This window comes from Kaistella montana, from assembly GCF_024436175.1.
In the GTDB taxonomy this organism is placed as follows: domain Bacteria; phylum Bacteroidota; class Bacteroidia; order Flavobacteriales; family Weeksellaceae; genus Kaistella; species Kaistella montana.
Genome location: NZ_JANFQP010000001.1, coordinates 921,467 through 946,639, shown reverse-complemented (window position 1 = coordinate 946,639; position 25,173 = coordinate 921,467). Strand labels below are relative to the sequence as shown.

At 36.6% G+C, this 25,173-nt stretch carries 23 protein-coding genes; 14 read left to right on the top strand and 9 right to left on the bottom strand.

What is annotated here, in order from left to right:
• Positions 1-8: 8 nt before the first annotated feature.
• The 10 genes from NOV28_RS04390 (at position 9) to lipB (ending at position 9,763) form a co-directional block, all read left to right on the top strand.
• A complete protein-coding gene (locus NOV28_RS04390) occupies positions 9-1,139 on the top strand; it encodes an efflux RND transporter periplasmic adaptor subunit (protein WP_255927969.1) in 1,131 nt (376 codons plus the stop codon).
• Positions 1,140-1,214: 75 nt separating this feature from the next.
• Complete coding sequence (locus NOV28_RS04385; protein WP_255927967.1) at positions 1,215-2,312, top strand: VIT1/CCC1 transporter family protein; 1,098 nt, start codon at positions 1,215-1,217, stop codon at positions 2,310-2,312.
• Positions 2,313-2,525: 213 nt separating this feature from the next.
• Complete coding sequence (locus NOV28_RS04380) at positions 2,526-3,947, top strand: anthranilate synthase component I family protein (protein ID WP_255927944.1); 1,422 nt, start codon at positions 2,526-2,528, stop codon at positions 3,945-3,947.
• Between the two features lie 18 nt (positions 3,948-3,965).
• Entirely contained in the window at positions 3,966-4,529 is a 564-nt protein-coding gene (locus tag NOV28_RS04375) for an anthranilate synthase component II (RefSeq protein ID WP_255927942.1), read from the top strand.
• 24 nt (positions 4,530-4,553) lie between these two features.
• A complete protein-coding gene (gene trpD / locus NOV28_RS04370; RefSeq protein WP_255927940.1) occupies positions 4,554-5,540 on the top strand; it encodes an anthranilate phosphoribosyltransferase in 987 nt (328 codons plus the stop codon).
• A 1-nt stretch (position 5,541) separates the two neighbouring features.
• Positions 5,542-6,321 carry an indole-3-glycerol phosphate synthase TrpC gene (trpC, locus tag NOV28_RS04365; protein WP_255927938.1) on the top strand — a complete coding sequence of 260 codons (780 nt, stop codon included), beginning with the start codon at positions 5,542-5,544 and terminating at the stop codon, positions 6,319-6,321.
• A 49-nt stretch (positions 6,322-6,370) separates the two neighbouring features.
• Positions 6,371-7,000 carry a phosphoribosylanthranilate isomerase gene (locus NOV28_RS04360; RefSeq protein ID WP_255928703.1) on the top strand — a complete coding sequence of 210 codons (630 nt, stop codon included), beginning with the start codon at positions 6,371-6,373 and terminating at the stop codon, positions 6,998-7,000.
• Positions 6,987-8,159, top strand: a complete 1,173-nt coding sequence (gene trpB / locus NOV28_RS04355) for a tryptophan synthase subunit beta (RefSeq protein WP_255927936.1) — start codon at positions 6,987-6,989, stop codon at positions 8,157-8,159. The genes NOV28_RS04360 and trpB overlap by 14 nt, the downstream gene beginning before the upstream one ends.
• Before the next feature lie 24 nt (positions 8,160-8,183).
• Positions 8,184-8,924 (top strand): tryptophan synthase subunit alpha, encoded by a 741-nt coding sequence (trpA, locus tag NOV28_RS04350; protein ID WP_255927934.1) that lies wholly within the window; start codon positions 8,184-8,186, stop codon positions 8,922-8,924.
• Positions 8,925-9,040: 116 nt separating this feature from the next.
• A complete protein-coding gene (gene lipB, locus NOV28_RS04345) occupies positions 9,041-9,763 on the top strand; it encodes a lipoyl(octanoyl) transferase LipB (protein WP_255927932.1) in 723 nt (240 codons plus the stop codon).
• 1 nt (position 9,764) lies between these two features.
• On the opposite strand, the gene NOV28_RS04340 is transcribed toward lipB, so the two are convergent.
• From NOV28_RS04340 to NOV28_RS04310, 7 genes are all read right to left on the bottom strand, one after another.
• On the bottom strand, positions 9,765-10,607 hold the full coding sequence (locus NOV28_RS04340; protein WP_255927930.1) for an outer membrane beta-barrel protein: 843 nt from the start codon (positions 10,605-10,607) through the stop codon (positions 9,765-9,767).
• Entirely contained in the window at positions 10,567-10,833 is a 267-nt protein-coding gene (locus tag NOV28_RS04335; protein ID WP_255927928.1) for a KUP/HAK/KT family potassium transporter, read from the bottom strand. The genes NOV28_RS04340 and NOV28_RS04335 overlap by 41 nt, the downstream gene beginning before the upstream one ends.
• 112 nt (positions 10,834-10,945) lie before the next feature.
• Positions 10,946-11,041, bottom strand: a complete 96-nt coding sequence (locus tag NOV28_RS04330) for a KUP/HAK/KT family potassium transporter (RefSeq protein ID WP_255927926.1) — start codon at positions 11,039-11,041, stop codon at positions 10,946-10,948.
• A 252-nt stretch (positions 11,042-11,293) separates the two neighbouring features.
• Positions 11,294-11,905 carry a response regulator transcription factor gene (locus NOV28_RS04325; RefSeq protein WP_255927924.1) on the bottom strand — a complete coding sequence of 204 codons (612 nt, stop codon included), beginning with the start codon at positions 11,903-11,905 and terminating at the stop codon, positions 11,294-11,296.
• On the bottom strand, positions 11,898-12,404 hold the full coding sequence (locus NOV28_RS04320; protein ID WP_255927922.1) for a sensor histidine kinase: 507 nt from the start codon (positions 12,402-12,404) through the stop codon (positions 11,898-11,900). The genes NOV28_RS04325 and NOV28_RS04320 overlap by 8 nt, the downstream gene beginning before the upstream one ends.
• A 105-nt stretch (positions 12,405-12,509) precedes the next feature.
• Positions 12,510-12,980, bottom strand: a complete 471-nt coding sequence (locus NOV28_RS04315) for a DUF4118 domain-containing protein (protein WP_255927920.1) — start codon at positions 12,978-12,980, stop codon at positions 12,510-12,512.
• A gap of 11 nt (positions 12,981-12,991) precedes the next feature.
• Entirely contained in the window at positions 12,992-13,285 is a 294-nt protein-coding gene (locus tag NOV28_RS04310) for a putative quinol monooxygenase (RefSeq protein WP_255927918.1), read from the bottom strand.
• A gap of 185 nt (positions 13,286-13,470) precedes the next feature.
• Between NOV28_RS04310 and NOV28_RS04305 the strand changes: the two genes are divergently transcribed.
• Both NOV28_RS04305 and NOV28_RS04300 read left to right on the top strand, forming a co-directional pair.
• Positions 13,471-14,799: a dihydrolipoamide acetyltransferase family protein gene (locus NOV28_RS04305; RefSeq protein ID WP_255927916.1), complete on the top strand. Its 1,329-nt coding sequence runs from the start codon at positions 13,471-13,473 to the stop codon at positions 14,797-14,799.
• A 224-nt stretch (positions 14,800-15,023) separates the two neighbouring features.
• A complete protein-coding gene (locus tag NOV28_RS04300; RefSeq protein WP_255927914.1) occupies positions 15,024-15,497 on the top strand; it encodes a GNAT family N-acetyltransferase in 474 nt (157 codons plus the stop codon).
• Positions 15,498-15,570: 73 nt separating this feature from the next.
• Here the strand turns inward: NOV28_RS04300 and NOV28_RS04295 are convergent, their stop codons facing one another.
• The gene (locus NOV28_RS04295; RefSeq protein WP_255927912.1) at positions 15,571-16,020 is read right to left on the bottom strand and encodes an XrtF-associated fRMsr-like GAF protein; all 450 of its coding nucleotides are present in this window, start codon (positions 16,018-16,020) and stop codon (positions 15,571-15,573) included.
• An 11-nt stretch (positions 16,021-16,031) separates the two neighbouring features.
• Positions 16,032-17,459, bottom strand: a complete 1,428-nt coding sequence (locus tag NOV28_RS04290; RefSeq protein ID WP_380265237.1) for a TonB-dependent receptor — start codon at positions 17,457-17,459, stop codon at positions 16,032-16,034.
• An 827-nt stretch (positions 17,460-18,286) separates the two neighbouring features.
• Here NOV28_RS04290 and NOV28_RS04285 point away from each other — a divergent pair.
• Positions 18,287-21,853, top strand: a complete 3,567-nt coding sequence (locus tag NOV28_RS04285; RefSeq protein WP_255927908.1) for a T9SS type B sorting domain-containing protein — start codon at positions 18,287-18,289, stop codon at positions 21,851-21,853.
• A 323-nt stretch (positions 21,854-22,176) separates the two neighbouring features.
• Complete coding sequence (locus tag NOV28_RS04280; RefSeq protein WP_255927906.1) at positions 22,177-25,137, top strand: tetratricopeptide repeat protein; 2,961 nt, start codon at positions 22,177-22,179, stop codon at positions 25,135-25,137.
• Positions 25,138-25,173: the final 36 nt, after the last annotated feature.

Genomic DNA, 25,173 nt, shown 5'->3' with positions numbered 1-25,173 from the left:
CATCATCAATGAAAAAATACATAACAATAATAGTGACTGCTGCGCTCATCTTCTCTTGTTCAAAGAAGGAAGAGACAGAAGCTAAACAAACTTTTGCTGTTTCCGGTGATCAGATTGCGCTTACTGATTTGCAACAGAAAAATGCAGGCATAGAAACCAAAACGCTCGGAAACCTGAATATTGCCAACAAAATCATGCTTTCTGGTCAGATCGGTGTGCCACCGCAATCGATGTCAGGTGTCTCGTCTCCGTCCGGCGGTATTGTGAAGTTGACCAGATTTATGCCGGGAAATTATGTCGCAAAAGGTCAAACGTTGGCCGTTGTCGAAAATCCGGAATTGGCAAAGCTTCAACAGGATTACCTTCAGGCGAAATCCGGACTTAGCTATGCGCAGAAAGATTATGAAAGACAAAAATACCTCAATCAGTACCAAGCAAGTTCCAGCAAAGTAACGCAGCGAGCATTGAATGAGACGCAAAATCAGAATGCTGCAGTTCACGGTATTGCTTCACAGCTGCGTTCTTATGGGATTAATGCAGAACGTGTCAATGCAGGAAATATTCAGAAGAGTATTTCAGTTACCGCACCTATTTCCGGATATATTTCTACAGTGAATGTTTCAGTGGGTCAGTATGTTTCCCCAGCGGAAGTACTTTACACCATTATCAACAATAATGTGATGCATCTTGAACTGAAAGTTTTCGAAAAAGACCTCGGTAAAATTTCTATGGGACAACAGGTATATGCCTATACGAACCAAAATCCGGAGAAAAAATATGCTGCTACCGTAAAAGTTATCGGAAAAGATTTCGCTGCAGACCGGAGTGTGACTGTACATTGTGACCTCAATGATAAAAATGAATTATTAATTCCCGGAACTTTCATGAATGCGGAAGTCGAAGTGAATGCGGAAGAAGGTTTTGTCATTCCCGATGATGCCATCGTAACTTGGGAGAACAAACAGTATATTTTCGAAGAAGTAAAACCAAGAACTTACAAAATGTTTGCTGTAAATATCGGCAATTCTGAAAATGGTTTTACCGAACTTCTGAATTTCGATTCCAAAAATGCTAGAAGAAAATTTGTGATTAAAGGTGCATACCCTTTGCTGATGGCCATCAAAAATGTAGAAGAATAAGATTCGATGAGGTTGAAAATCAGTAAATTTGTTTAAATGCAAATGATTTTTATTAAATACTAAAAACATAAAAAAATGAATTTAAAAAATATACAAACCGAGGTAGATGCTTCTTTTCTCTACGAACTTTTAGCGGAAAAAGAAGAAGATCAGAATGTGAAAGACGTCTTTCAGCAGATGAGCGAAATCGAGAAATCTCACGCTGTTGCTTTTCTAAAAAAGTCAGGACTCAATGAAAATCAATTACCAAAACCTTCGGGAAGGGCAAAAACTTTGAAATTTATCGGTTCCATCATTGGCTATGACTATGTTTTGGGAGTATTAATGGATACCGAAAAAAGTCTGGCAACTTCTATTGGAAAAGCAAGGAAAAATACCGGAACACCGTCCTCAATTTCAGATACCGCACATGTGAAAATTCTGGAAACTATTTTAGAAAACAATCCGAAAATTGCGGGAAATGCCCTTTCAAGATTTGAAAAAAGACACCGTTCTGTAGGTGGAAATGCGTTGCGAGCAGCTGTTTTGGGCGGAAATGACGGCTTGGTTTCTAATTTCTCTCTTGTGATGGGAATTGCGGGGGCAACTTCGGGGCAAAGTGAAGTTTTGCTCACCGGTTTAGCCGGATTATTAGCCGGAGCGCTTTCCATGGCACTTGGCGAGTGGATTTCAGTCCAAAGTTCTAAAGAAGTGTACGAAAATCAAATGTCGCTGGAAATGGATGAATTGGAAGTAAATCCCGAAGGAGAAAAGAAAGAAATCGCCCTTATCTACCGTGCAAAAGGAATCCCGCAACAGCAGGCAGAAAAAATGGCAGAAGAGATGATAAGCGATAAATCTTCGGCCCATAAGTTTTTAGTTCAGGAAGAATTGGGAATTAATGTTCAGGAACTAAAAGGCTCCGCAATGGAAGCTGCTTTAGCATCATTCTTTCTTTTTGCAGTGGGTGCCGTAATTCCTGTTCTTCCGTTTTTCTTTTGGGGCGGAACGAAAGCTGTTCTTTTAAGCGCAGGTTTCAGTGCGATTGGACTATTTTTAATTGGTTCTGCAATCACACTTTTTACAGGAAAAAGCATTTGGTTTTCCGGAATGAGACAAGTGATTTTCGGACTTTTGGCGGCGGCAATAACTTTCGGTATTGGAAGGCTGATTGGCGTTTCTGTGATGGGATAATTTAAAAATTTTTGAAAAAATGTAGTTTTTTTGAAAAACATTTATACATTTGTACCAATGAAAACGATCAACAATACAAACTGGTGGTGGCCTCAAAACTTTCAAAGTCTTGAGCATTGCTCTTTTGTGTAAAAATTTTTTTTATCAAAAAACTGAAAAGACTTTGACATTGCGTTAAAGTCTTTTTTTTTATTTAAAAATCCAAACAAAAACATGAAATTCAATCAGCATATCCAACTGAAAACTACCGTGAAATCGACGTTGAGCGATCTTTTTACTCCGATTGGAATTTACCTTCGTCTTCGTGACCAATTTCGCGATACAGTACTTCTGGAAAGTGCCGGAAACCAGAATACTGATAATAATTTTTCGTTTATTGCGGTAAATGCCATCGCAGGAATTGAAATCAGAAATTACAGCGAAGCCCACATTAAATTTCCTTTGGAAAGTGCAAGAAAAATCAATATCGAAAAGGAAAAACTGACCGATTTACTGCAAGATTTTTCTCAATCTTTTCATTGCGAAACACCAAATTTACCGATTGGAAAATCTGCGCAAGGATTTTTTGGCTATACGTCTTACGATGCGATTCCGTTTTTTGAAAACATAAAATTCAAAGATATTTCTGAGGAAAATAAAATTCCACTTTTGCGCTACCGTCTTTATCAGTATGTTATTGCAATCAATCATCACAATGATGAAATGTTCCTGATTGAAAATAAAATCGCAGGTCTAAAATCTGAAATTTCCGTCATTGAAAATTTAATCCAACAAAAAAATGCACCGATTTTTCCATTTCAAAAAATAGGAGAGGAAGCTTCCAATTTAACCGATGAGGAATACAAAAATTCAGTAGAAACCGCAAAAAAACACTGTTTCCGAGGTGATGTTTTTCAATTGGTTTTAAGCCGCAGATTTCAGCAGAAGTTTGTGGGCGATGAGTTCAATGTTTACCGGGCTTTGCGAAATATCAATCCGTCTCCTTATTTATTTTTCTTCGATTATGGCGATTATAAACTTATGGGTTCAAGTCCTGAAAGTCAATTGATTATAAGAAATGGAAATGCAATTATTCACCCGATTGCCGGAACTTTCAAACGAACCGGAAATGTGGAAGATGATTTGAAAGCCGCAGAAGAACTTCGAAATGATGCCAAAGAAAACGCGGAGCACACGATGCTTGTTGATTTGGCGAGAAATGATTTGAGCATTTTGGGAAAAAATACCAAGGTTTCTAAATTGAAAGAAATTCAGTTTTTTTCACACGTGATTCACATGGTTTCGGAAGTAACGACCGAAGTTTCCGACAATCAAAATCCTTATGAAATGATCGCCACAACCTTTCCACAAGGGACTTTGAGCGGAGCACCAAAATACCGCGCAATGCAGCTGATTGATGAGTACGAAAAGACTTCCAGAAGCTATTATGGTGGATCTATCGGCTTTGTCGGTTTTGATGGAAGTTGCAATCAAGCGATTATGATTCGTACTTTTTTAAGTAAAAATAACACTCTTTTTTACCAAGCCGGAGCCGGAATTGTGGCAAAATCCACTCCTGAAAACGAGCTTCAAGAAGTAAATAACAAACTTGGCGCGTTGAAAAAAGCAATTTTGAAAGCAGAAAAATTAGTTTAATAAATTGAAAATAATAATATGAAAATATTAGTCCTCGATAATTACGACAGTTTTACTTATAATTTGGTTCAGATGATTGAACAAATTGTAAAGGAAAAAATTGACGTTTTCCGAAACGATAAAATTTCTTTGGAAGAGATTGAAAAATACGACAAAATCATCCTTTCTCCAGGGCCGGGAATTCCGAAAGAGGCGGGAATTCTTTTGGATTTGATTAAAAAATATGCACCTACAAAATCCATTTTCGGAGTTTGCCTTGGTCAACAAGCGATTGCGGAGGCTTTTGGCGGTACTTTGATCAACCTTTCGGAGATTTATCATGGCGTCGCCACGGAATCTACCCAAATTAAAGAGCACAAGCTTTTTAAAGATTTGCCTGAAACTTTAGAAGTCGGAAGATATCATTCTTGGGCGGTAAATACCGAAAATTTCCCCGAAGAACTTGAAATTACAAGTGTTGATAAAAAGGGAATGATCATGAGTTTGAAACACAAAACCTACGATGTTCACGCCGTTCAGTATCATCCGGAAAGTATTTTAACACCAAATGGAAAGCAGATTTTAGAAAATTTTCTAGCTTAAATTGGGAACAGAAAAAAAATAAAAATGAAAGAGATATTACAATATTTATTCAATCACAATACGCTTTCAAAAGCCGAAGCAAAAGCTATTCTCACCGAAATTGCCCAAAATAAATTCAACGAGAATGAAGTCACGGCTTTCGTTACCGTTTTTTTAATGCGCAGCATTACGCTCGAAGAAATGGAGGGTTTTCGCGATGCTTTGCTCCGACTTTCCGTTCCTGTAGATTTGGGAACCCACGATTTGGTTGATATTGTGGGAACAGGAGGCGACGGGAAAAATACTTTCAATATCTCCACACTCGCGAGTTTTGTGGTTGCGGGAGCCGGACAGAAAGTGGCAAAGCATGGCAATTATGGAGTTTCAACAATTTCGGGATCATCAAATGTGTTGGAAGAATTGGGTTATCAATTCAAAACAAATTCCGAAGATTTACGCCAGGATTTGGACAAAAGCAACATTTGTTTTCTTCATGCGCCTTTTTTTCATCCTGCTTTACGTTCGGTTGCGCCTTTGAGAAAAGGTTTAGGTTTGAGAACTTTTTTCAATATTTTAGGTCCGATTGTCAATCCTACAAAACCGAAATTTTCGATGATCGGCGTATACAGTTTAGAAATTGCGAGGATTTATCAGTATTTGCTTCAAAAAAATAAGGAGAATTTTCTGCTCGTTCATGCGCTCGATGGCTATGATGAAATTTCGTTGACTTCAGATACCAAAATTTTTGATAAAACGGGCGAATATATTTTTTCAGCAGAAGAATTAGGTTTTAAAAACATTGATCAGGAAAGCATTTTCGGTGGAAATTCCAAGAAAGATGCTGCACAAATTTTTAAAAATATTTTAGAAGGAAACGGAACTTATGAGCAAAATTCGGTGGTGGTTGCCAATGCAGCAATGGCTTTGAAAAACACTGAAAAATTTGGCAATTATGAAGAATGCTTGACATTGGCGAAAGACAGTTTGGAATGTGGAAAAGCATTGCAATGTTTAAAAAATCTATTGAAATAAGATGAATATTTTAGACCAAATTGTAGCTAGAAAAAAAGAAGAAATTTCTGTTTCAAAATCTCAGAAATCTTTGGAAAGCCTTAAAAATTCGGTTTTTTTTGATAGAAGAACTTTTTCTTTGAAGGAAACATTAATCCAAAAATCCGGAATTATTGCTGAATTCAAACGGAAATCTCCTAGCAAAGGAATCATTAATGATCAATCAGACGTTTTGGAAGTTGCGAAAAGTTATGAAAAATTTGGGGCAAGTGGAATTTCAGTTTTAACAGATTCTGATTTTTTTGGTGGAAATTTTGAAGATATTTTAAAAATTAAAAATGAAATTCAAATTCCGATTTTACGGAAAGATTTTATGATTGATGAATTTCAGTTTTATGAAGCAAAATCAATCGGCGCTGATGTGGTTTTGTTGATCGCGGCTTGTCTTTCGCCGATGCAGGTTAAGGAATTCACGGAACTTTCTCATGATTTAGGATTGGAAGTTTTATTGGAGATTCATACCGAAGAAGAGTTGAACCATTTTAATAAAAACATCGATTTGGTGGGAATTAACAACCGAAATTTGAAAGATTTTAAAGTAGACTTACAACATTCTGTGGATTTGAAAAATCTTCTTCCGGCCGGAACTTTATCTGTCGCAGAAAGTGGAATTTACAGTTTTGAGGATTTTAAATTCTTAAAAAATAAAGGCTTTGATGGCTTTTTGATGGGCGAATATTTTATGAAAAATGAAAATCCGGGAGAAGCGTTTGAAACATTTGTTTCAAATTTAATAATGTAGAAATTTAACAATTTACCAATTGAAAATAGCTTTAGAATATATTTAAATGATGAAACTAAAAGTTTGTGGATTAACAAAAATCGATCAAATTCAGGAATTAATTTCTTTGAAAGTAGATTTTTTGGGCTTTATTTTTTATGAAAAATCACCGAGATATGTTCTGAATCATTTGACTTTAAAGGAAATTGCTGAAATATCACATACCGGAAAAGTTGGCGTTTTTGTGAATGAAAGCATTAAAGGAATTGTTGAAATCGCTTCGGAAGCTCAACTTGATATCATTCAATTACACGGCGATGAAAACGAAAATTATATTGCGAATTTGAAAACTCAATTGCCTTTTAATATGGATATTATCAAGGTCATAAGAATTGGAAATCAAACTGCAGGTGAACTGCAAAAAACCATCAACCATCAACTGTCAACGATCAACTATCTTCTTTTTGATACCGATTCCAAAGCTTTTGGCGGAACCGGAGAAACATTTGACTGGGAAATTTTGAACGAATTAGAAATCCCAATTCCATATTTTTTAAGTGGTGGAATTTCTTTGGAAAACGTCCAGCAACTTTCAACGCTCAACACTCAACCGATTTCCCTCGACATCAATTCAAAATTTGAAACCGAGCCAGGAATAAAGGATTTAAAAAAAATAAAACAACTCTATGAAAAATTATAAAAATCCCGACGAAAATGGATATTACGGAGAATTTGGTGGCGCTTTTGTCCCCGAAATGCTTTTTCCGAATGTCGAAGAATTACAGAATAATTATCTTAACATTATTGAGTCTTCGGAATTCCAAGAAGAATTTCAGGATTTGCTGAAAAACTATGTAGGAAGAGCGACGCCGCTATATTTTGCGAAAAATTTAAGCGAAAAATACGAGACGCAAATCTACCTGAAAAGAGAAGATTTGAATCATACCGGCGCACATAAAATTAATAATGCACTCGGTCAGGCTTTACTCGCTAAAAAATTAGGTAAAAAACGCATCATTGCAGAAACCGGAGCTGGTCAACATGGCGTTGCAACGGCTACTGCATGCGCATTGCTCGGTTTGGAATGTATCGTTTACATGGGCGAAATCGATATCGCAAGACAAGCTCCAAATGTTGCGAGAATGAAAATGCTCGGAGCAACGGTAATCCCTGCAACTTCTGGTTCGAAAACTTTGAAAGACGCGGTAAATGAGGCGTTACGCGACTGGATAAATAACTCAACAACGACACATTACATTATCGGAAGTGTGGTAGGTCCGCATCCGTTTCCCGATTTGGTAGCAAGATTTCAAAGTGTAATTTCTGAAGAAATAAAAGCGCAATTAAAAGAAAAAATTGGTCGAGAAAATCCCGATTACTTAATCGCATGCGTTGGAGGTGGAAGTAATGCTGCAGGGACTTTCTACCATTTCGTGAACGAAGAAAATGTAAAACTAATTGCCGCTGAAGCGGGTGGTTTTGGCGTGGATTCAGGCAAATCGGCAGCGACTACTTTTTTGGGAACTTTGGGCGTTTTGCACGGAAGTAAAAGTTTGGTGATGCAAACGGAAGACGGACAAGTTATCGAGCCACATTCAATTTCTGCAGGGTTGGATTATCCTGGAATTGGGCCTTTTCATGCGAATTTATTTAAAGAAAAACGGGCGAAATTTTTTAGCATTAATGATGATGAAGCCCTGAAATCTGCTTTGGAACTTACTCGGCTAGAAGGCATTATTCCAGCTTTGGAAAGCGCGCATGCATTGGCGATTTTGGAAAAGAAAGCTTTTGGAAAAGACGATGTAGTAGTGATTTGTCTCAGCGGACGCGGTGATAAAGACATGGAAACCTATCTTTAAAATTTGGATTAAAAATTAGCAAAAATGATCAATAAAAAACTCAATATTTATTTCACAGCGGGAATTCCAAAGTTAGAAGACACTCCGGAAATTCTGAGAATTATTCAAAGTTCAGGTGCTGATTTTGTGGAAATCGGCATGCCTTATTCCGATCCTGTTGCTGATGGTGAAGTGATTCAGAAAGCGCACGAACTGGCTTTGTCAAACGGAATGACGATTGCCAAACTTTTCGAGCAGCTAAAGTCGGTGAAATCAGAAATTAATATTCCGGTAATTTTGATGGGTTATATCAATCCGGTTTTAAGTTTTGGTTTCGAGAAATTTTGTGAAGAATGTGCAGAATCAGGAGTTTCCGGATTAATTATTCCGGATTTGCCACCGATTGAATTTGAAAAAAATTACAGACAGATTCTAGAAAAGTATCACTTGAATTTCACCTTTTTGATCACACCAGAAATTTCAGATGAGCGAATTCTCTACCTCGATTCACTGAGTTCGGGGTTTTTGTATGCGGTTTCTAGTTCTTCAACAACAGGAAATTCTCAAAAAGTAGTTAATAATGAAGCGTATTTGAGCCGAATTTCAAATTTAAAATTGAAAAATCCAGTGATGATTGGTTTTGGAATTAAAAATAAATCCGTTTTTGAAACTATTACTCAAAAATCTGCAGGAGGAATTATCGGAACTGCTTTTGTGAAAATTCTTATGGATAATAACAATTGGAAAGAAGATTCCAGAAATTTTATTCAAAGCATAATAAATTAATTTTGTATTTTTGAACGTTAAAATATTCAGGAAAATTAAAAAAAACATTTTCTAAATTGAGGATGTTTCCAAAAAATCAACTGTGATAAAGTTGGCTTTCAAATAAAAAATAAATAATGACAAAGACACAAAACAGAACCTTAAAATTTGAGGAATTGGGTTTGATGGATTATGAACCGGCATTCAGCTATCAGGAAAAATTAATGAAAGAAATCATTGAACTGAAACTGAAAAACCGCGAAAGAACCGATGGAGAATATGAAGAAACCCCTAATTATCTGCTTTTTGTGGAGCATCCCCACGTTTATACTTTAGGAAAATCCGGCGATGAACATAATATGCTCGCTAATTCCGAAAAGCTGAAAGAAATAAATGCCACCTTTGTGAAAACGAATCGTGGCGGAGACATTACTTATCACGGTTTCGGACAGTTGGTGGGATATCCGGTTTTGGATCTGGATAATTTTAAATCTGATATTTTCCTTTACATGCGAAATCTGGAGGAAGTAATCATCAGAACTATTGCAGAATACGGCTTAATAGGTGAAAGAAGTGAAGGCGAAACTGGAGTTTGGCTGGATGTGGGAAAACCTTATCAACGGAAGATCTGTGCGATGGGCGTGAAAACTTCGAAATGGGTTACTATGCACGGTTTTGGATTAAATGTAAATACGGATTTAAGATATTTTGAATACATCATTCCATGCGGAATCAAGGATAAAACGGTAACTTCTTTGAAGCGGGAACTCGAAAGAGAATTTTCTTCAGAAGAAATTATTGAATTAAAAAACAAAATAAAAAAATACTTCATGGAAGTGTTTGATGCTGAATTGAATTAATTTATAGTCTAAATAATAAAGCTAAAATAATCCGATTTTCGGTTTTTACTAAATCGGGTTTCCAATTGGGATCAAGAGCGGAAGTGGAATAACCTGTTTGCGAAGTCACGCCTCCCGATCCTGCAAAGTAGGGGACATTCGCTTGGCGATGAACATATTCCAACCGAAAAGTAATGCTTTGATTGGGCATAAAATCTAAATTCGTAGAGCAATCCCAAGCGGTGAATTTATCGCCCGGATTTGCGCTGAAAGGAAATGCTCCTTCAGTTTGTGTCGGATTATCCGGATTAGGCAACGGGCTGGCTTGACCGGTAGGATAAAGTACCAAATATCTTCCTGGATTGGTCATGACGCCACCACCGAAGGTCCAAGCGAATTTATTTTTTGCAAACCAAATTCGGTTATAAAACATTGCACTCAAAAAATATTGAGCAGGTCCGTTTTCTGCGCCGCCATTTTTCAAACCGTTTACACCACCACCTTTTTCAAAACCAAAATCACCTGTGAAAGAAAATGCCATTCTTGAAATCTTTGTGGATTTGGGTTGGTTATAATATCGGTAAAGAAGGCTGTTGTCACTGTGAAAACGTTTTCTATCAGGGATTCCAGCTGCATCTGAGCCGTAATAATTATTGGTAATTAATTTCAAATTACTGTTTGGAGTCCAGGTAATATTTCCGCCAAATCCGGGCATTGCATTGAATCTCCCGTAACTTTGCCATCCGTTGATCAACCAAGATTCTATTTTTAAATGTTTTGTAGGATAAATTTGTAGACGAATTCCATTAAAAAACCAGGGGGTATTATCGGAGGTAAATTGGTCCGAAAAATTTCCCGACAGCATTTGTTCCGAACCTTTGAAAGAAAAATAAAAGCGATAAAATCACCACCACAATTCCAATGGTAACAGAATTTTCCGCAACAATGGTATTTTCAAGTCCTTTAATCATTCCTAAGCCTTCCACAGCAGAAGCTACGGAAATTGGCGGCGTGATAATTCCATCCGCAAGCAGAATAGTGGCTCCTAAAATTGCGGGTATCACTAATTTTTTGCCGTATCTTCTGACCAATGCATAGAGCGAAAAAACACCACCTTCGCCTTGGTTATCAGGCTTTTAAAGTGAGCCAAATATATTTAACAGAGGTTTGGAAAACCAATGTCCAAAAGACGCAAGAAACACCTCAGTAAATTAATAATCCATCAATTTTTCGGGAGCTTACAATAGCTTTCATCACATAGAGTGGACTGGTTCCGATGTCTCCATAAATTATTCCCAAAGCAACGAGTACAGATGCGAAGGTAACTTTGTTAAATGCCGATGAATGGGCAGAATTTGTCGTCTTAAATACAGTTTTTATTACTGCACAAAGGTGACGACTATGCCATAAAGGAAATATAAAACAGTTGTAGGAAAGTATAAAGATTTTATAAAGATTTAAAAAAAATCAATAGTAGTGACTATTTTTAATGAAACCGGTAACCTACACCGCTTTCGGTGATGATGTGTTCCGGCTGGTTGGGGTTTTTCTCTATTTTTTTCTCAAATTCCCTACAAAAACCCGCAAATACTGAATTTCTGTTTGATGACCAACTCCCCAAACTTCTTTCAAAATAAATTGATGAGTGAGCACTCTGCCTTCATTTTTTGCGAATAGCGAAAGAATTTTAAATTCGGTGCTGGTAAATTTCAGAATTTCTGAATTTTTCTTTACCGTTCCTGCCATGAAATCGATTTCTAAATCATCGAAAGTTTCTGTTGGTAAATCATTTTTGGGTTGATTGTTTCTAATCGCAGCTCTTGTTCTTGCTAATAATTCGGCATTTCTGAAGGGTTTTGTCAAATAATCTGTCGCTCCGGAATCCAAAGCGGAAACAATGTCGTTTTCATGATTAATCACCGAAAGAATGATGATTGCTTTACTGAACCAAGTTCTTAATTCTTTTAGAACTTCGTGGCCGTTTTTGTCGGGTAAACCCAAATCCAACAAAATTAAATAGGGAGAATAATTAGCGGCCATCAAAATTCCTTGTTTCCCCGTTTCTGCTTGAATAACTTCATAATCGTTACTTTCCAAAGTTATTTGAAGGAGTTTTTGAATTTGAGGTTCATCATCAATAATTAAAATTTGAGCTTTATTCATTCTTTAAATTATTAATATAAGAACTTTCTACAGGAATTTTCAAGGTAAAAACAGCGCCACGATCTTCATTATTTCTAAGTTCGATGGTTCCGTTATGGGCTTCTACATATCCTTTTGAGATGGAAAGTCCGAGTCCGCTTCCGCCGGTTTTGGAATTTGGTAGTCTGTAAAATTTATCAAAAACAAAAGGGATTTCGTTTTCAGGAAACCCGTTTCCATCATCGATAACTTGGATGATGGAAAAATCATTTTCTAAGGAACAACCAAGTTTTATTGTTGAAAAATCAGGGGTATAAATAACGGCATTATGAACCAAATTATATAAAATCTGTCCCATCAAAACCCCATCAAACCTCATTAAAGGAAGCTTTTCATCGGCATCAAAAATAATTTGATGATTTTTTGCTGCAGTAAATTGATGAATGACAGAAAAAATCAATTCATTTACATCCGTCCATTCGGGTTTTAGTCCAAATATCCCTGATTCTAGCCTGCTCATATTCAGTAAATTTTCAACCTGTCGATTAAGTATTAAACTCGCAATATCAATTTCGTTGAGCAATTCGGTTTGCAGATTTTCAGGAATTTCAATGTTTTTTTTCTTTTAAAGTATCCACTGCTCCGATGATTGTTGCAATCGGTGTTCTAATTCGTGAGAAAGAGAATTCAGCAAAGTATTATACAATTTTATCGTGTTTACCTTTTCTTCTTTGTTCCGCGACTTTTTTTCTTTTTCCCGTATTTTAAAACTCAAAACAACGTTTACCAAAGCCACTGAAAGATAAATGAAAAAGAGCAAAATATCTTCCGGATTACTGATATGAAATGTAAAATAAGGAGCAATAAAAAAGAAATTCTGAATCAATGCACTGAAAACCGCTGAAAAAAGAATGGGTAAAATATCAAAAAGCATTGCCAAAATAGTGACCAATAGCAAGAGAAGCAAGGCCGTAACTTTGTAGCTCAAGTCATTTTTAAATAAATAGCAAAGCCCAGAAAGTACTGCAATAGAAGCAAAACAAATAAAATATTGCTTTGTTATGGGATATTTTCTTGTATTTGAAAGCGAGTTCAAATTGTGTTTTTCTAGAAAAGTTTCGATCCGCGGTAAACTTCCGTTGAACTTTCAAAAAGAGGAGCGGCATTTTTTCGGAATTCAAAAAGATGTTCCGAACCGTTGTGTTGATGGTGATGTTCCTCGGTTTCCCAAAGTTCTACCAAGAAAAAAACACCTTTATTTTCGATGTCTTCAATTAAATCATATTGCAGGCAGCCTTCTTCTTTACGGGTTTCGAATACCAGTTTCTTCAGGAGTTCTATAGCATCCATCAAGTAATTTTCTTTAATGTGGAATAAGGCTACGATATATAAATTTTTCATTTTTTGATTTAAATATAAATGCAAATTTAATCAAAGCCTAGTGAAATTTACTGAAAACTTTTCCACAAATCTGAAGATTCCAATATGAAAAAATCATTTGCCATAAAAGCAAAAAACAGGTACAAAAATTAAGATTTCTTTAATCCGCAAAAATTTTTATCTTTGTGAAAATCCAAAATAAAAAAATGGCAGAATATAAATTATTACTTCCTTCAATGGGAGAAGGCGTGATGGAAGCTACAGTAATCAGCTGGTTGTTTAATGAAGGCGATACCGTAAAAGAAGACGATTCTGTCGTAGAAATTGCGACCGATAAAGTGGATTCTGATGTTCCGACGCCTGTTTCTGGGAAAATTATTAAAATCCTTAAGCAGAAAGACGAAGTTGCTAAAATTGGCGAAGCAATCGCAATTCTGGAAGTTGCCGGTGCTGGTGAAGCAGTTGCAGAACAGCCGCAAGAAACAAAATTTCATGCCGAAGTACAGACAGAAATTCCTCAGCTTACCAACGAAGAAGTAAAAGAACTGGAGAAACCTTTGCAAAATTCTGCTCCACAGGAATTTTCCGGTGATATTTATCTTTCACCTTTAGTTAAAAATATTGCACATCAAGAAAATATTTCCGAAACTGAATTGCAATCCATCAAAGGAAGCGGTTTGGAAGGCAGAATTACAAAAGAAGATATCTTGTCTTATGTTGCCAATCGCGGTAATAGTAAACCCGTGGAAACTCCTCAAGCTTCGGCTCCTGTAGCTGCTCCGGTACAAGTTGCCGCACCGGTTGCAGTGCCTGTTCAAGTTTCAGAAGGTGATGAAATCATACAAATGGACAGAGTCCGCAAGATTATCGCCGATGCAATGGTAAATTCCAAAAGAATTTCTCCGCATGTCACTTCTTTCATCGAAACAGATGTGACGAACGTGGTGAAATGGAGAACGAAACATAAAGATATTTTCGAAAAAAGAGAAGGCGAAAAACTGACTTACATGCCTATTTTCGTGAAAGCAATCGTGAAGGCTATCCAAGACTTCCCATTGATCAATGTTTCCGTGGACGGCGATAAAATCATTAAAAAGAAAAACATCAATATCGGAATGGCGACTGCACTTCCGGACGGAAATTTAATTGTTCCTGTGATTAAAAATGCTGATCAACTCTCACTTTCCGGCCTTGCGAAAGCGATCAATGATTTGGCTTACCGAGCAAGAAATAAAAAATTAAAGCCAGAAGATACACAAGGTGCTACTTATACGATTTCTAATGTCGGAGGATTCGGAAATTTGATGGGAACACCAATTATTCCACAACCTCAAGTGGCAATTTTGGCAGTTGGAGCGATTGTGAAAAAGCCTGCAGTTTTGGAAACAAAAGACGGCGATGTGATTGCGATTCGTAATTTGATGTTCATGTCGCATTCTTACGATCACCGTGTAGTAGACGGTTCACTGGGCGGAATGTTCCTGAAACATGTCCACGATTATTTACAGAACTGGGATTTGAATACTGAAATTTAAGACATCAAATCAATAATCATAGAAACCTTCGGAGAGATTTTTTCCGGAGGTTTTTTTTAGGAGCTATTTCCTGCTTTCACTACTCGCTTTTTTTCTTTTGCCAACGCAAAATCCCTTCAAAAAGAAAAAAGAGCTCAAACATGCCGTTCAATCGGGGCTATGAAGTAGGTATTCTCTCGAAAATTCCATTAAAATTGATTATTTTTGATGGATAAAAAAAAACAATGTTTAAAATCCGGAAAGCCACAGAAAACGATACTCCCATTATTTTTGATTTGATTAAAAAATTAGCGGTTTACGAAAAACTCGAGAATGATGTGATCACTTCTGTGGAAGAGCTCAAAGAAAATATATTCAGCAATAATTTTGCGAAAGTATTAATTGCGGAAGAAGATGAGAATCCTGTTGGATTTGCGCTTTATTTTTATAATTTTTCAACCTTTGTAGGCAAGCCGGGGATTTATCTTGAAGATCTGTTTGTAGAGCCGGAACACCGCGGAAAAGGATACGGAAAATCGCTGCTTATCGAATTGGCAAAAATTGCAGCAGCCAAAAATTGCGGACGTTTTGAATGGTCGGTCCTCGATTGGAATACGCCTTCCATTGAATTTTACAAAGCTTTGGGAGCCAAACCGATGGAGGAATGGACGGTTTTCCGTTTAGATAAAAAAGGAATTTCTGATTTGGCTGGAAAATAAGAGATTTTCAATAAAAGCAAAAAGTGTGGATTTTAATAGATCCACACTTTTTTTTATTTTAGAATAATTCTGATTAGATAATTTTCGCAATCTCGTCGCAAAGCCATTCTAGCATTTCGCGGTCTTCGGCGGTGAAAGGATCTAAAGAATGAGAATCAATATCAATCTGACCAATATTTTCGCCATTTTTGATGATGGGCACCACGATTTCAGCCTTGGTATCGATGGAACAACTTAAATAATTGTCCTGATCGTGAACATCCGGAACCACAAAGGTTTCGTTAGAAACTGCAACTTGCCCGCAAATTCCTTTCCCGAAAGGAATGATGGTGTGGTCGGTTTCTGCACCTACATAAGGTCCTAGAATGAGTTCCTCTTTATCACCGTTTTTAAAGTAAAATCCGGTCCAGTTGAAATACGAAATTTCCTGATCCAAGAGTTGGCAGATTTTCTGCAATTTAGCTTCAGTATTGTGAGTTGGGCTTTCCAAGATGGAGGAAAGTCTTTTTTTTATTTCTGACATTTTATTTTTATTTATGAAAATTCTTTGAGTTTTAATTCTTCCTTGTAGCCAAACATTCCGCGTTCTTTGATCATATCGGAAACGCCATCTGGTACTTGCTTTTCCCAGCCGGTTTCATGATTGGCAATTTTGTTGAGTATTTCTCGGGAGTAGATCTCAGAGTAATCGGGGTTGTAATTTTTAATATCAACAATCCGCTGATTGAGTTTGAAATACTTGTATAATTCTTTCAAATTATCATGAACTTTCAAGTTGTTTGAAGTAAGAGATTCGTGGGTTTCAGGATCTTTATAAGGATAAAGATAAACCGTCATATCTTGTTTAAAGAATTTACCGAATGCTTCTAGAATTCCCCCAGAAAGATTTTTGTAATAGTTTTCGTCGAATACATCCAAAAGATTGTTAACGCCCATTGCTACTCCGATTTTACCGTTGGTATAATTGGCGAAATAGTCGATAAGACGATAATATTCTGAGAAATTTGAAATGATGACGGTGTAGCCAAGTTTAGCTAATACATCCACTCTGTCAAGGAAATCGCGTTCATCAATGTCTCCAGCAGCTCTTAAATTGGAAATGGTAATTTCGAAAAGAACTACCGTTTGCTCGTGACCACAATGGGAATCTTTCATAAACATCTCGAGTCCTTTTTCGAACATATCGATGTTGACCAATGTTACAGGACGGAAACTTCCGCGTACAGCAAAAATATTCTTTTTGTAAAGAATATCGGCTGGAAGCATGTTATTTCCTTCGGAGTTGAAAATTACCGCATCGGTCATTCCGTTTTTCACCAATTGAAGACTCATTAAGCGGTTGTCAACATAGGTGAAAGCCGGTCCGCTGAAATCGATCATGTCAATTTCTACATTATCGGTTGAAATATCATCATAAAGCGACTCGATGAGTTTTCGCGGATTGTCGGACAAGTTGTATGCGCCATAAATTAAATTTACTCCAAGACTTCCAAGAGTTTCTTGTTGTAAAGTAGCATCATTTTCTTTGAATTTTACATGAAAAACAATTTCATTATAATCTTCTGTTTCATCCAATTGAAATCGCAACCCAACCCAGCCGTGACCTTGCATCGTTTTATTGAAATTGATGGTGGTTACGGTATTGGCATAGGAAAAAAATTTTCTGCCGGGACAGTTTTCTCTTGTTAAACGTTCTTCGATTAATGCAACTTCGTAGCGAAGCATTTTACGGAGTCTGTTCTGTGTAACGTATCTATTTTTGGGCTCTTTTCCGTAAATTGCATCACTGAAATCTTTGTCATAAGCCGACATGGCTTTCGCAATAGTTTGCGATGCACCTCCAGCTCTGAAAAAATGACGCACCGTCTCCTGACCTGCACCGATTTCGGCAAAAGTTCCATAAATGTTGGCGTCTAAATTAATGGCTAAAGCTTTCTGCTTGGGTGTTAATTTCTGATGAATCACTTGCAAATGTAATTTTTTGTAAATTTAAGAATTATTCACGCAATAACATAATTTTTATAGCAAATGCGTTTAAATAGACACTTCATTATTAACTGATGTTTATTGAAAATACATGCCTAAAAAATTGATTTGACGGATTGAATGTATGTTATTAATGTGTATAGTTATTTTAAGACAAATCATTGTCTGATGTTTTATCTCTAGTCGAAAATCTTTCTTTTTTCCAAAGCCTAATTTCCCCCTTGTTAAAGCCTAGGCAAAGCCCAGTCCTAGCCCACCATAAAGGCACTAACCTCCTAACGGCAAAAACCTCCCTTTTCGGCAAAAACAGTCTTTTTCGGCAAAAACGGCAAAAACGGTCTTTTTCGGCATCGAAAATATTGAGCTAATCTCCTGTTTTCTGTACTAGTAAACAGCGGTATTTTTGCCCCTTTGAATAATGCTTCTCTCTTTTCGCATGGCGTTTTTTTGAAAAATTAGCAGGAGTACTTGAAGAATATAGCGATGATATTTCTTGTAGATTTTGCATATTAAGCAGATCACAATACTTCTGCTATACATTATATATTTTTGATTTTTATTGACAAAATAGAAGGGGAAATTAGGCTTGTGTTCGAATCACGTTCGAATCAGATAGCAGTTGGCTTCGGAAAAAAGGTACCTTTTCCGAAGCTGATTCGAAGGAAAATGCTGTTTGATTCGAATCTAACCCTTAAGTGGTGTTTGTTTTAGGTTTGTAAGTTGAAGCCAGATCACTCGCCTGAAAGTAATTTGTCGCCCTCTCTTTCTAATAAAAATTGTATTTTTGGGCAAACACTTTCGGAATGAGAAGAATATACATGATATTATTTGTTCTTTTATTGATCAATGGATTTGCGCAGTCGGTTAATCTTTATAATCCTTATACGAATGTAAACTATCCCGATAAGCAGTATTTCTGTACAGATGAAAAATTTAAGCTGAAAGTAGACGCGGTGGCGACTTCGACTGGGGATTATGCCATAACCAAAGACCTTCCGTCCAATTATCCCTTTTCGGCAGGAAGCACGCCCATCAATTTTGATGCAGCAGGAAGCAATAAATTCAGCGAAGCGTTTCCTATTGGATTTTTCTTTAGCTTTTATGGTAAAACATACACTAAAGTAGTAATGGGAAGCAACGGAAGATTGGTTTTTACGAACGATCCTACACTTGATTTCTTAAAAGATCCCAACATTTACACCGACCGAACTTTTAGTGGAATATCGGGATATAATGGTTATTCCGTTTTGCCTTCTACGGATTACAACAAAGTTTATAAATCTCCTTCTAAGCAAGAACTGAATCTCGCACAGATTTTTTTTGGTTATACCGATTTGGTACCTAAATCACAGAATTCAAGTGTTAATCATTCCTATAAAAACCTCAGCATAGGAGGGGTACAGGCATTAATGGTTTCTTTTCAGAATCAGATCCGCACCAATGGAACTGGTTTAAATTCAAGCACCTCTTATTACAGCAATATTATTCTTTTTGCGGACGGCAGAATTGTAATTTATGTGAATAATAAAACAGAATATTCATATAACGCGATTCTTGGAATTCAGAATGAGAATGCTACAAAATTTAAAGTTCCACAACATAGCAATAATGCCTTTAATTATAACAATGGATCTTGGAACAGCGAAGGTGTGGTATGGGTTTTTAAACCAAATCAAAACCTCACACCACAATTCAAATGGTACAAAAACGCTACACCGCTGTCTGAAACGAGTTCCACACTTTCCAATTTTGTTCCAAATGATGGCGATATCCTAAAAGTGGAAGTCACTTATTTTGATGAATTCCAACATCAAGTCGGTGACCCGGAAACGAAAACGGTCACTTTTAATCAGCTTAAAAAAGCACAGATCACAGATCCAGATTATTCTTCCGGATGTGGAAATCCCGCGAAAATAAGCGTGATTAATCCCGATCCGAATCTCACTTATGAATGGCATTCTACCACGGATCCTACTTTTCTGCAAACGGGAACTAGCATTACAGTTGGAAACGGCAGTTACTTTGTTCGGGTGAAAAATAGTACGACCAACTGCACCGAGGATTCTGATATGAAATCAGTGAGTATTAGCTCGGTTTTACCACCATTTCTTAGTGCCAATAAGACTATTTACAGGTGTGATCAACTGAATTTACCATCGAAAACATTTAATTTAGCTTCCGAAACTGACTATCCGACTGGTCCAGATTATACCTATTATTTTACTGAATCTGGTTCTACAACTCCGATTACTACAATTAATTTAAATTCTGGACAGACCAAAAATCTAACCCTACACGCTACTACAAATTCAGGTATCACCCCATCTTGTAACCTTACATCCATTTTTAGTATTTCTTACCTCTCTTTCCCGGAAAATGGTAAAGTTTTAACTTCTAATAAATTATGTGATAATATCACCAGTTATACAACCACTGATTTTAAAAACACCTTTTATCCAGGAAGTGTGTATGATGTGACTTTTTCTACAGATGGAACAACATTTAATACCAATCCTGTAAATCCAAAAACTAATAATTCTATTTTTGTTAAATTATCAGCTGCCAATTTTAATTGTGAAAGTAGAGTAAAACTTAATTTTGATTTCTTTCCCTCTGTAATAGCTAACCAACCCAGCCCCAACGATCCTAATTTACAACAATGTGCGAGTTCCCAAACTTACAACTTGCATGCTTTATTTGATAATCTAGTAAATAATGGAGATGTTACCATAAGCTATCATTTCAACTTAGAGGATGCAAAAAAAGGAGACAATCCTATTCTAAATGCATCAGCTTATCGGAGCGGAATGGGAGAAACGACTCTCTACATAAGAGTGGTAGATAATAGTACAAATTGTGTTGCGGATGCTTTCCCTATCATTACATTATATGTTTATAATACACCAAAATTCAAAAATCCTTTAGGTATTAATTTAAAAAAATGTGCAGGAGAGAAATTTAATTTATCTCAAAATATAACAGATCTGTTGGAGTCCGTAGATTCCAAAATAAATTATGTCTTCGAATATTTAGCTGAAAACGGCACTTTACTGACCAAAGATCAGTATGAAAATTATGACCCTACTGTTTTTGGTTTTAAACCTAAAATCACGTTAAAATATAATTCCACTTGCTCTGGTACGGTTATTTTTAATTTAAGTTATTACCCAAAACCTACTTCTATTTTATCTCAGTTGGTGATTTGTGAAGAATTGAATTATTCATTAGCTGATTTTCAGAATGCGGTAATCAATAATTCAAACCAATATACATTTACTGATGAATTTGGTAATCCTCTATCTATTACTTTTGATGTTTCAATACTACCAAAAACAGTGAAGTTTTTCATAAAAGATAAAACTACTGGTTGCGTTTCTGATCTTCAAACGGTTACATTTGTTAAAGGCTCAAATACTCCTTTATTAAAATTTGAAACTGATTTTTTAGTTTGCGATACCGACTTTGATGGGAAAATTTCCTTCGATTTGAATTCAAAAAAAGCTGATTTCAATACAAATTCCAACGCCATTTTTGAATATTTTAAAGACGAGAATTTCACCCAGCCAATTGCTGTAAATTATACCAACGAAATTGCTTTTTCACAAACCGTTTATGCACGAATCAGTATTCCTGGTTTTTGTCTCTCAACGGGGAAAATTAATCTCAAAGTAAATACTCCTACACTATCTTCCACTTTACAAAGTAAATATTACATTTGCTATGGAGAAACTTTAACGATTGATGCAGGAACAGAAAATCCCTTTAGAACTTGGAGTACTGGTGAGACTTCTCAAACAGTATCAATTACAAAAGTTGGAAATTATTCAGTGGAGTTAACCAATTCTCTTGGCTGTACTTACACTCATAATTTTACGGTTTCAGATGAAAATCAACCAAAAATAGACCTTATCAACCAAACTAACAATTCCATTGAAGTGATTGCTTCTGGAGGCGCAGCACCTTATCGATATTATTTCAATGGGGTAGGTCAACCTACTGCAACACTGATGAATCCAACCGCCAGTTCCTATACGGTGCAAGTGGAATCGGCAACGGGATGTTTGGGTGAACCAAAAACCATTTATTTCATTAAAATTCACAATGCTTTCACCCCGAACGGAGACGGAATCAACGATACTTGGACCATCGAAAACCTCGATAAAATGGAAAGTTTCACCATCCAAATTGTCGATCGCTATGGCAACAAAGTATTCGAATCTCAAAATAATAAGAAGTTTGTTTGGGATGGCAAATCCAACGGTCGCGCCTTACCAACCGGAACTTATTGGTACAACGTGGTATGGTTTGATACCCTCACTCAAAAATCGGAACAAAGACAAGGCTGGGTATTGTTGAAGAACAGGAATTGATTTTTTTAGAGGTAAGAAGAAAGAGGAAAGAAAAAAGATTTTTTAAAACAAAGACACCAAGAGAATCTGCTAAATTCGTAAAATCTGCGAGAGGTTTTTATTACTCTCGCGGATTTTGCGGATTTGAATACTTAGTACAATGTACTTTTTACATCATACATCATACTTCCTACATCAGAAACAACACTTATCCACATATCCACAATAAGTGATTTTTCTTGTGTAGGCAATAAGTTTTCTTTATTTTCGTTGACTTAATGTGGAGAGTTTTTTTCTTAAATAGAATAGACCTCCATAAAAACCTTTCTGAAAATAAGGAATAAATGAAGTCAAAAAACATCATCATTGCCACCGCGATTTTCTATTATGGATTTTCCGATGCTCAGCAATCTCAATATTTCAGTGACCGCGAAAACTACCGTTATGGTCTTGCTGAAAATCTTTACCAAAATAAAATCTACAACGCCGCTCAGTTCGAATACGCACGACAGTATTTCTACAACGGAGCGCTTTCTAATTCCCGAAAAGAGGCATCGCAGTTTTTCGATAACGTAATCGGAGTGATTCTGAGAAAAAACCATGCTGAACAAGGTTTGGATGCCTTCATTAAAGAATATCCGAACTCTGCCTTTTTTGCGCAGGCCAATCTTCCGTTGGCGGATTATTATTTAGCTCAAAAAGATTTTGACAAAGCATTAGAAACGCTTCAAAAAGTCAATCAATACCAGCTTTCAAGGGAAGAAAACACCCAATATATCATGAAATTGGGTTATGCGAAATTCATGACCGGTGATTCCGCTGGTGCGATTGAAGCGTTGGAAGAAGCGTATAAAAATGCCGAAGAAAGTGATAAAAATGACATCGCCTACATGTTGGGTCATTTGTATTACGCAGATAAGCAAAACGATAAGGCGTTTACTTTTTTTGATCAAATAAAAGACAACGAAAAATACGCACATTTGGTAAAACCTTACTATGTGCAGATGTATTTTAATGATAAAGATTACGACAGAGCCATCAATGAAGGAAATTCTCTTTTTGGCGAGTCGATTTCTGAGGGATATAAAGCGGAAGTTCACAAGATTATCGGGGAAAGTTATTTCATGAAAGGCGATTATTCTTCGGCTTATCCGCATTTGAAAAACTATTTGGAGAGTAAATCGGCGCCATCTGAAAACGATTTATACGAAATGGGATTTGTAGCCGCACAATTGAAGCAATATGACGAGGCGGTTTCTTATTACAATCAGCTCATCAACAGCAATTCGGCCACTTCGCAGAATGCGTATTATCAGTTGGGGAACGCTTATCTTTCTGTGGGCAAAAAGCAAGAAGCGCTTTCAGCATTCCGGTCGGCTTATCAGATGAATTATGATGCTAAAGTTCAGCAACTGGCGCATTTGCAATATGCAAAACTCAGCTATGATATCGGAAACCCTTTTGAATCGGCACCAATTGTCATTCAGAATTTTATCAATAAATACCCGAAAAGTGCAGATACCCAAGAATTGAAATCACTTTTGGTGAAATCTTATTTGTATTCAGGGGATTTTAAAGGAACATTGAGCGCCATCGATAAAATGCCGAATTCCACACCGGAACTCAATAAAATCGATCAGGAAGTTTCTTTTCTTTTAGGAACTGAAGAATTTAACAAAGGAAATTTCGACGAAGCGGAACATTATTTCCTGAGAAGTTTGGAGTTCAATATCAATAAAGAATACAACACTCGCGCAACATATTGGTTGGCTCAAACCTATTACCAGAAGGCCAATTACCCTTCCGCAATTGTGCGCTATGAGAGATTATTGAATGAAGATTTTGCTGAAAAGCAGCAACTTCCTTACGATTTGGGGTATGCTTATTTTAAAGCGAAAAACTTCGATAAAGCCAAGCAATATTTCACGGAATACCTGAAAAACCCAAAACCGGAGTTTAAAAATGATGCGGAACTTCGGTTGGCAGATACTTATTATGCGGATAATCAGTTGAATGAAGCGATTGCCATTTATGATAAAGCCGAAAATGCAGACGATTATACTTTGTTCCAAAAAGCGATGGCTCTTGGTTTTAAAGGGGATACCGTTGCCAAAATCGCAGAGTTGAAAAAACTGCTCAATCAGTACAAAGATTCCGAATATACAGACGATGCACAATATGAAATCGCGACGGCTTACGCTGCAAACGATGATTTCAGCAACTCCAATGAATATTTTTCACAGGTCATCAGAAGCAGTTCGGATAAAGATTTGGTCGCAAATGCACAAATTTACCGTGCACAGAATTACATCGACCTTAACCAAAACGACAAAGCGCTCTCTGAATTGAGATCTTTAGGAAACCAATATAAAAATACGGCGTACGCAAGCAAAATAGTTCAAGCTTCCCGACCGATATTTGTGAAGAATAACGACATTGCGGGTTACCAAAGTTTTGCACAAAGTTTAGGCGTAAGAATTGATGCTTCCGAGTTGGATGAAATCAACCTGACTTCCGCGAAAAACTATTACGCAGCGAAAGATTATGCTAAAGCCATTCCGCTTTACGAGAAATATTTAACCCAAAACCCAACCGGAGATGGGCTTTACCAAGCTCAATACGAATTGGGTGAAAGTTATTACCAAACTAAAAATTCAGCAAAAGCGCTTTTGGTTTTACAGGAAGTTGCTCATGTTCAGAACGATTATCAGGAAGATGCGCAAACCAGAATTGCCCAAATTTACCTAGATCAAAATAATACTGCTGAAGCGAAAATCTATTTGGAACAACTCGCTGCTTCCACCAATGTGAATGTGAAAAACTTCGCTAACTTGGAATTGATGAAGATCTATGCAGACGAAAAGAATTTTGCGAAAGCAGAAAGCTATGCAGATATGGTTCTGACAAATCCTAAAAATTCTACTGCGGTAATGGAAATGGCGAAGGTCATTAAAGCTAGAAGCTTGATGAATAAAGGAAAAGACAACGAAGCAAAATCAGCTTACACTGCTTTGGAAAAATCGACCAATACCGAAGTAGCTGCAGAAGCATTGTATGCGAAAGCATTCTATCAAAACAAAGCAAAAGCTTTCAAAACTTCCAACGAAACCATCTTCAAATTGGCTAATAATTATGCTTCCGAAGAATATTGGGGCGCAAAAGCTTTGGTGTTGATGGCGAAAAACTACATCGGACTTAAAGATAATTATCAAGCGAGTTATACCGTTGACCAGATTATTGCGAATTATCAGGATTTCCCGGAGGTTGTTGCCGAAGCGAAAGAAGTAAAAAAGCTTATTAAATAAGAAAAATATCAAATTGCACGTGCTGAAAAAAGCGGC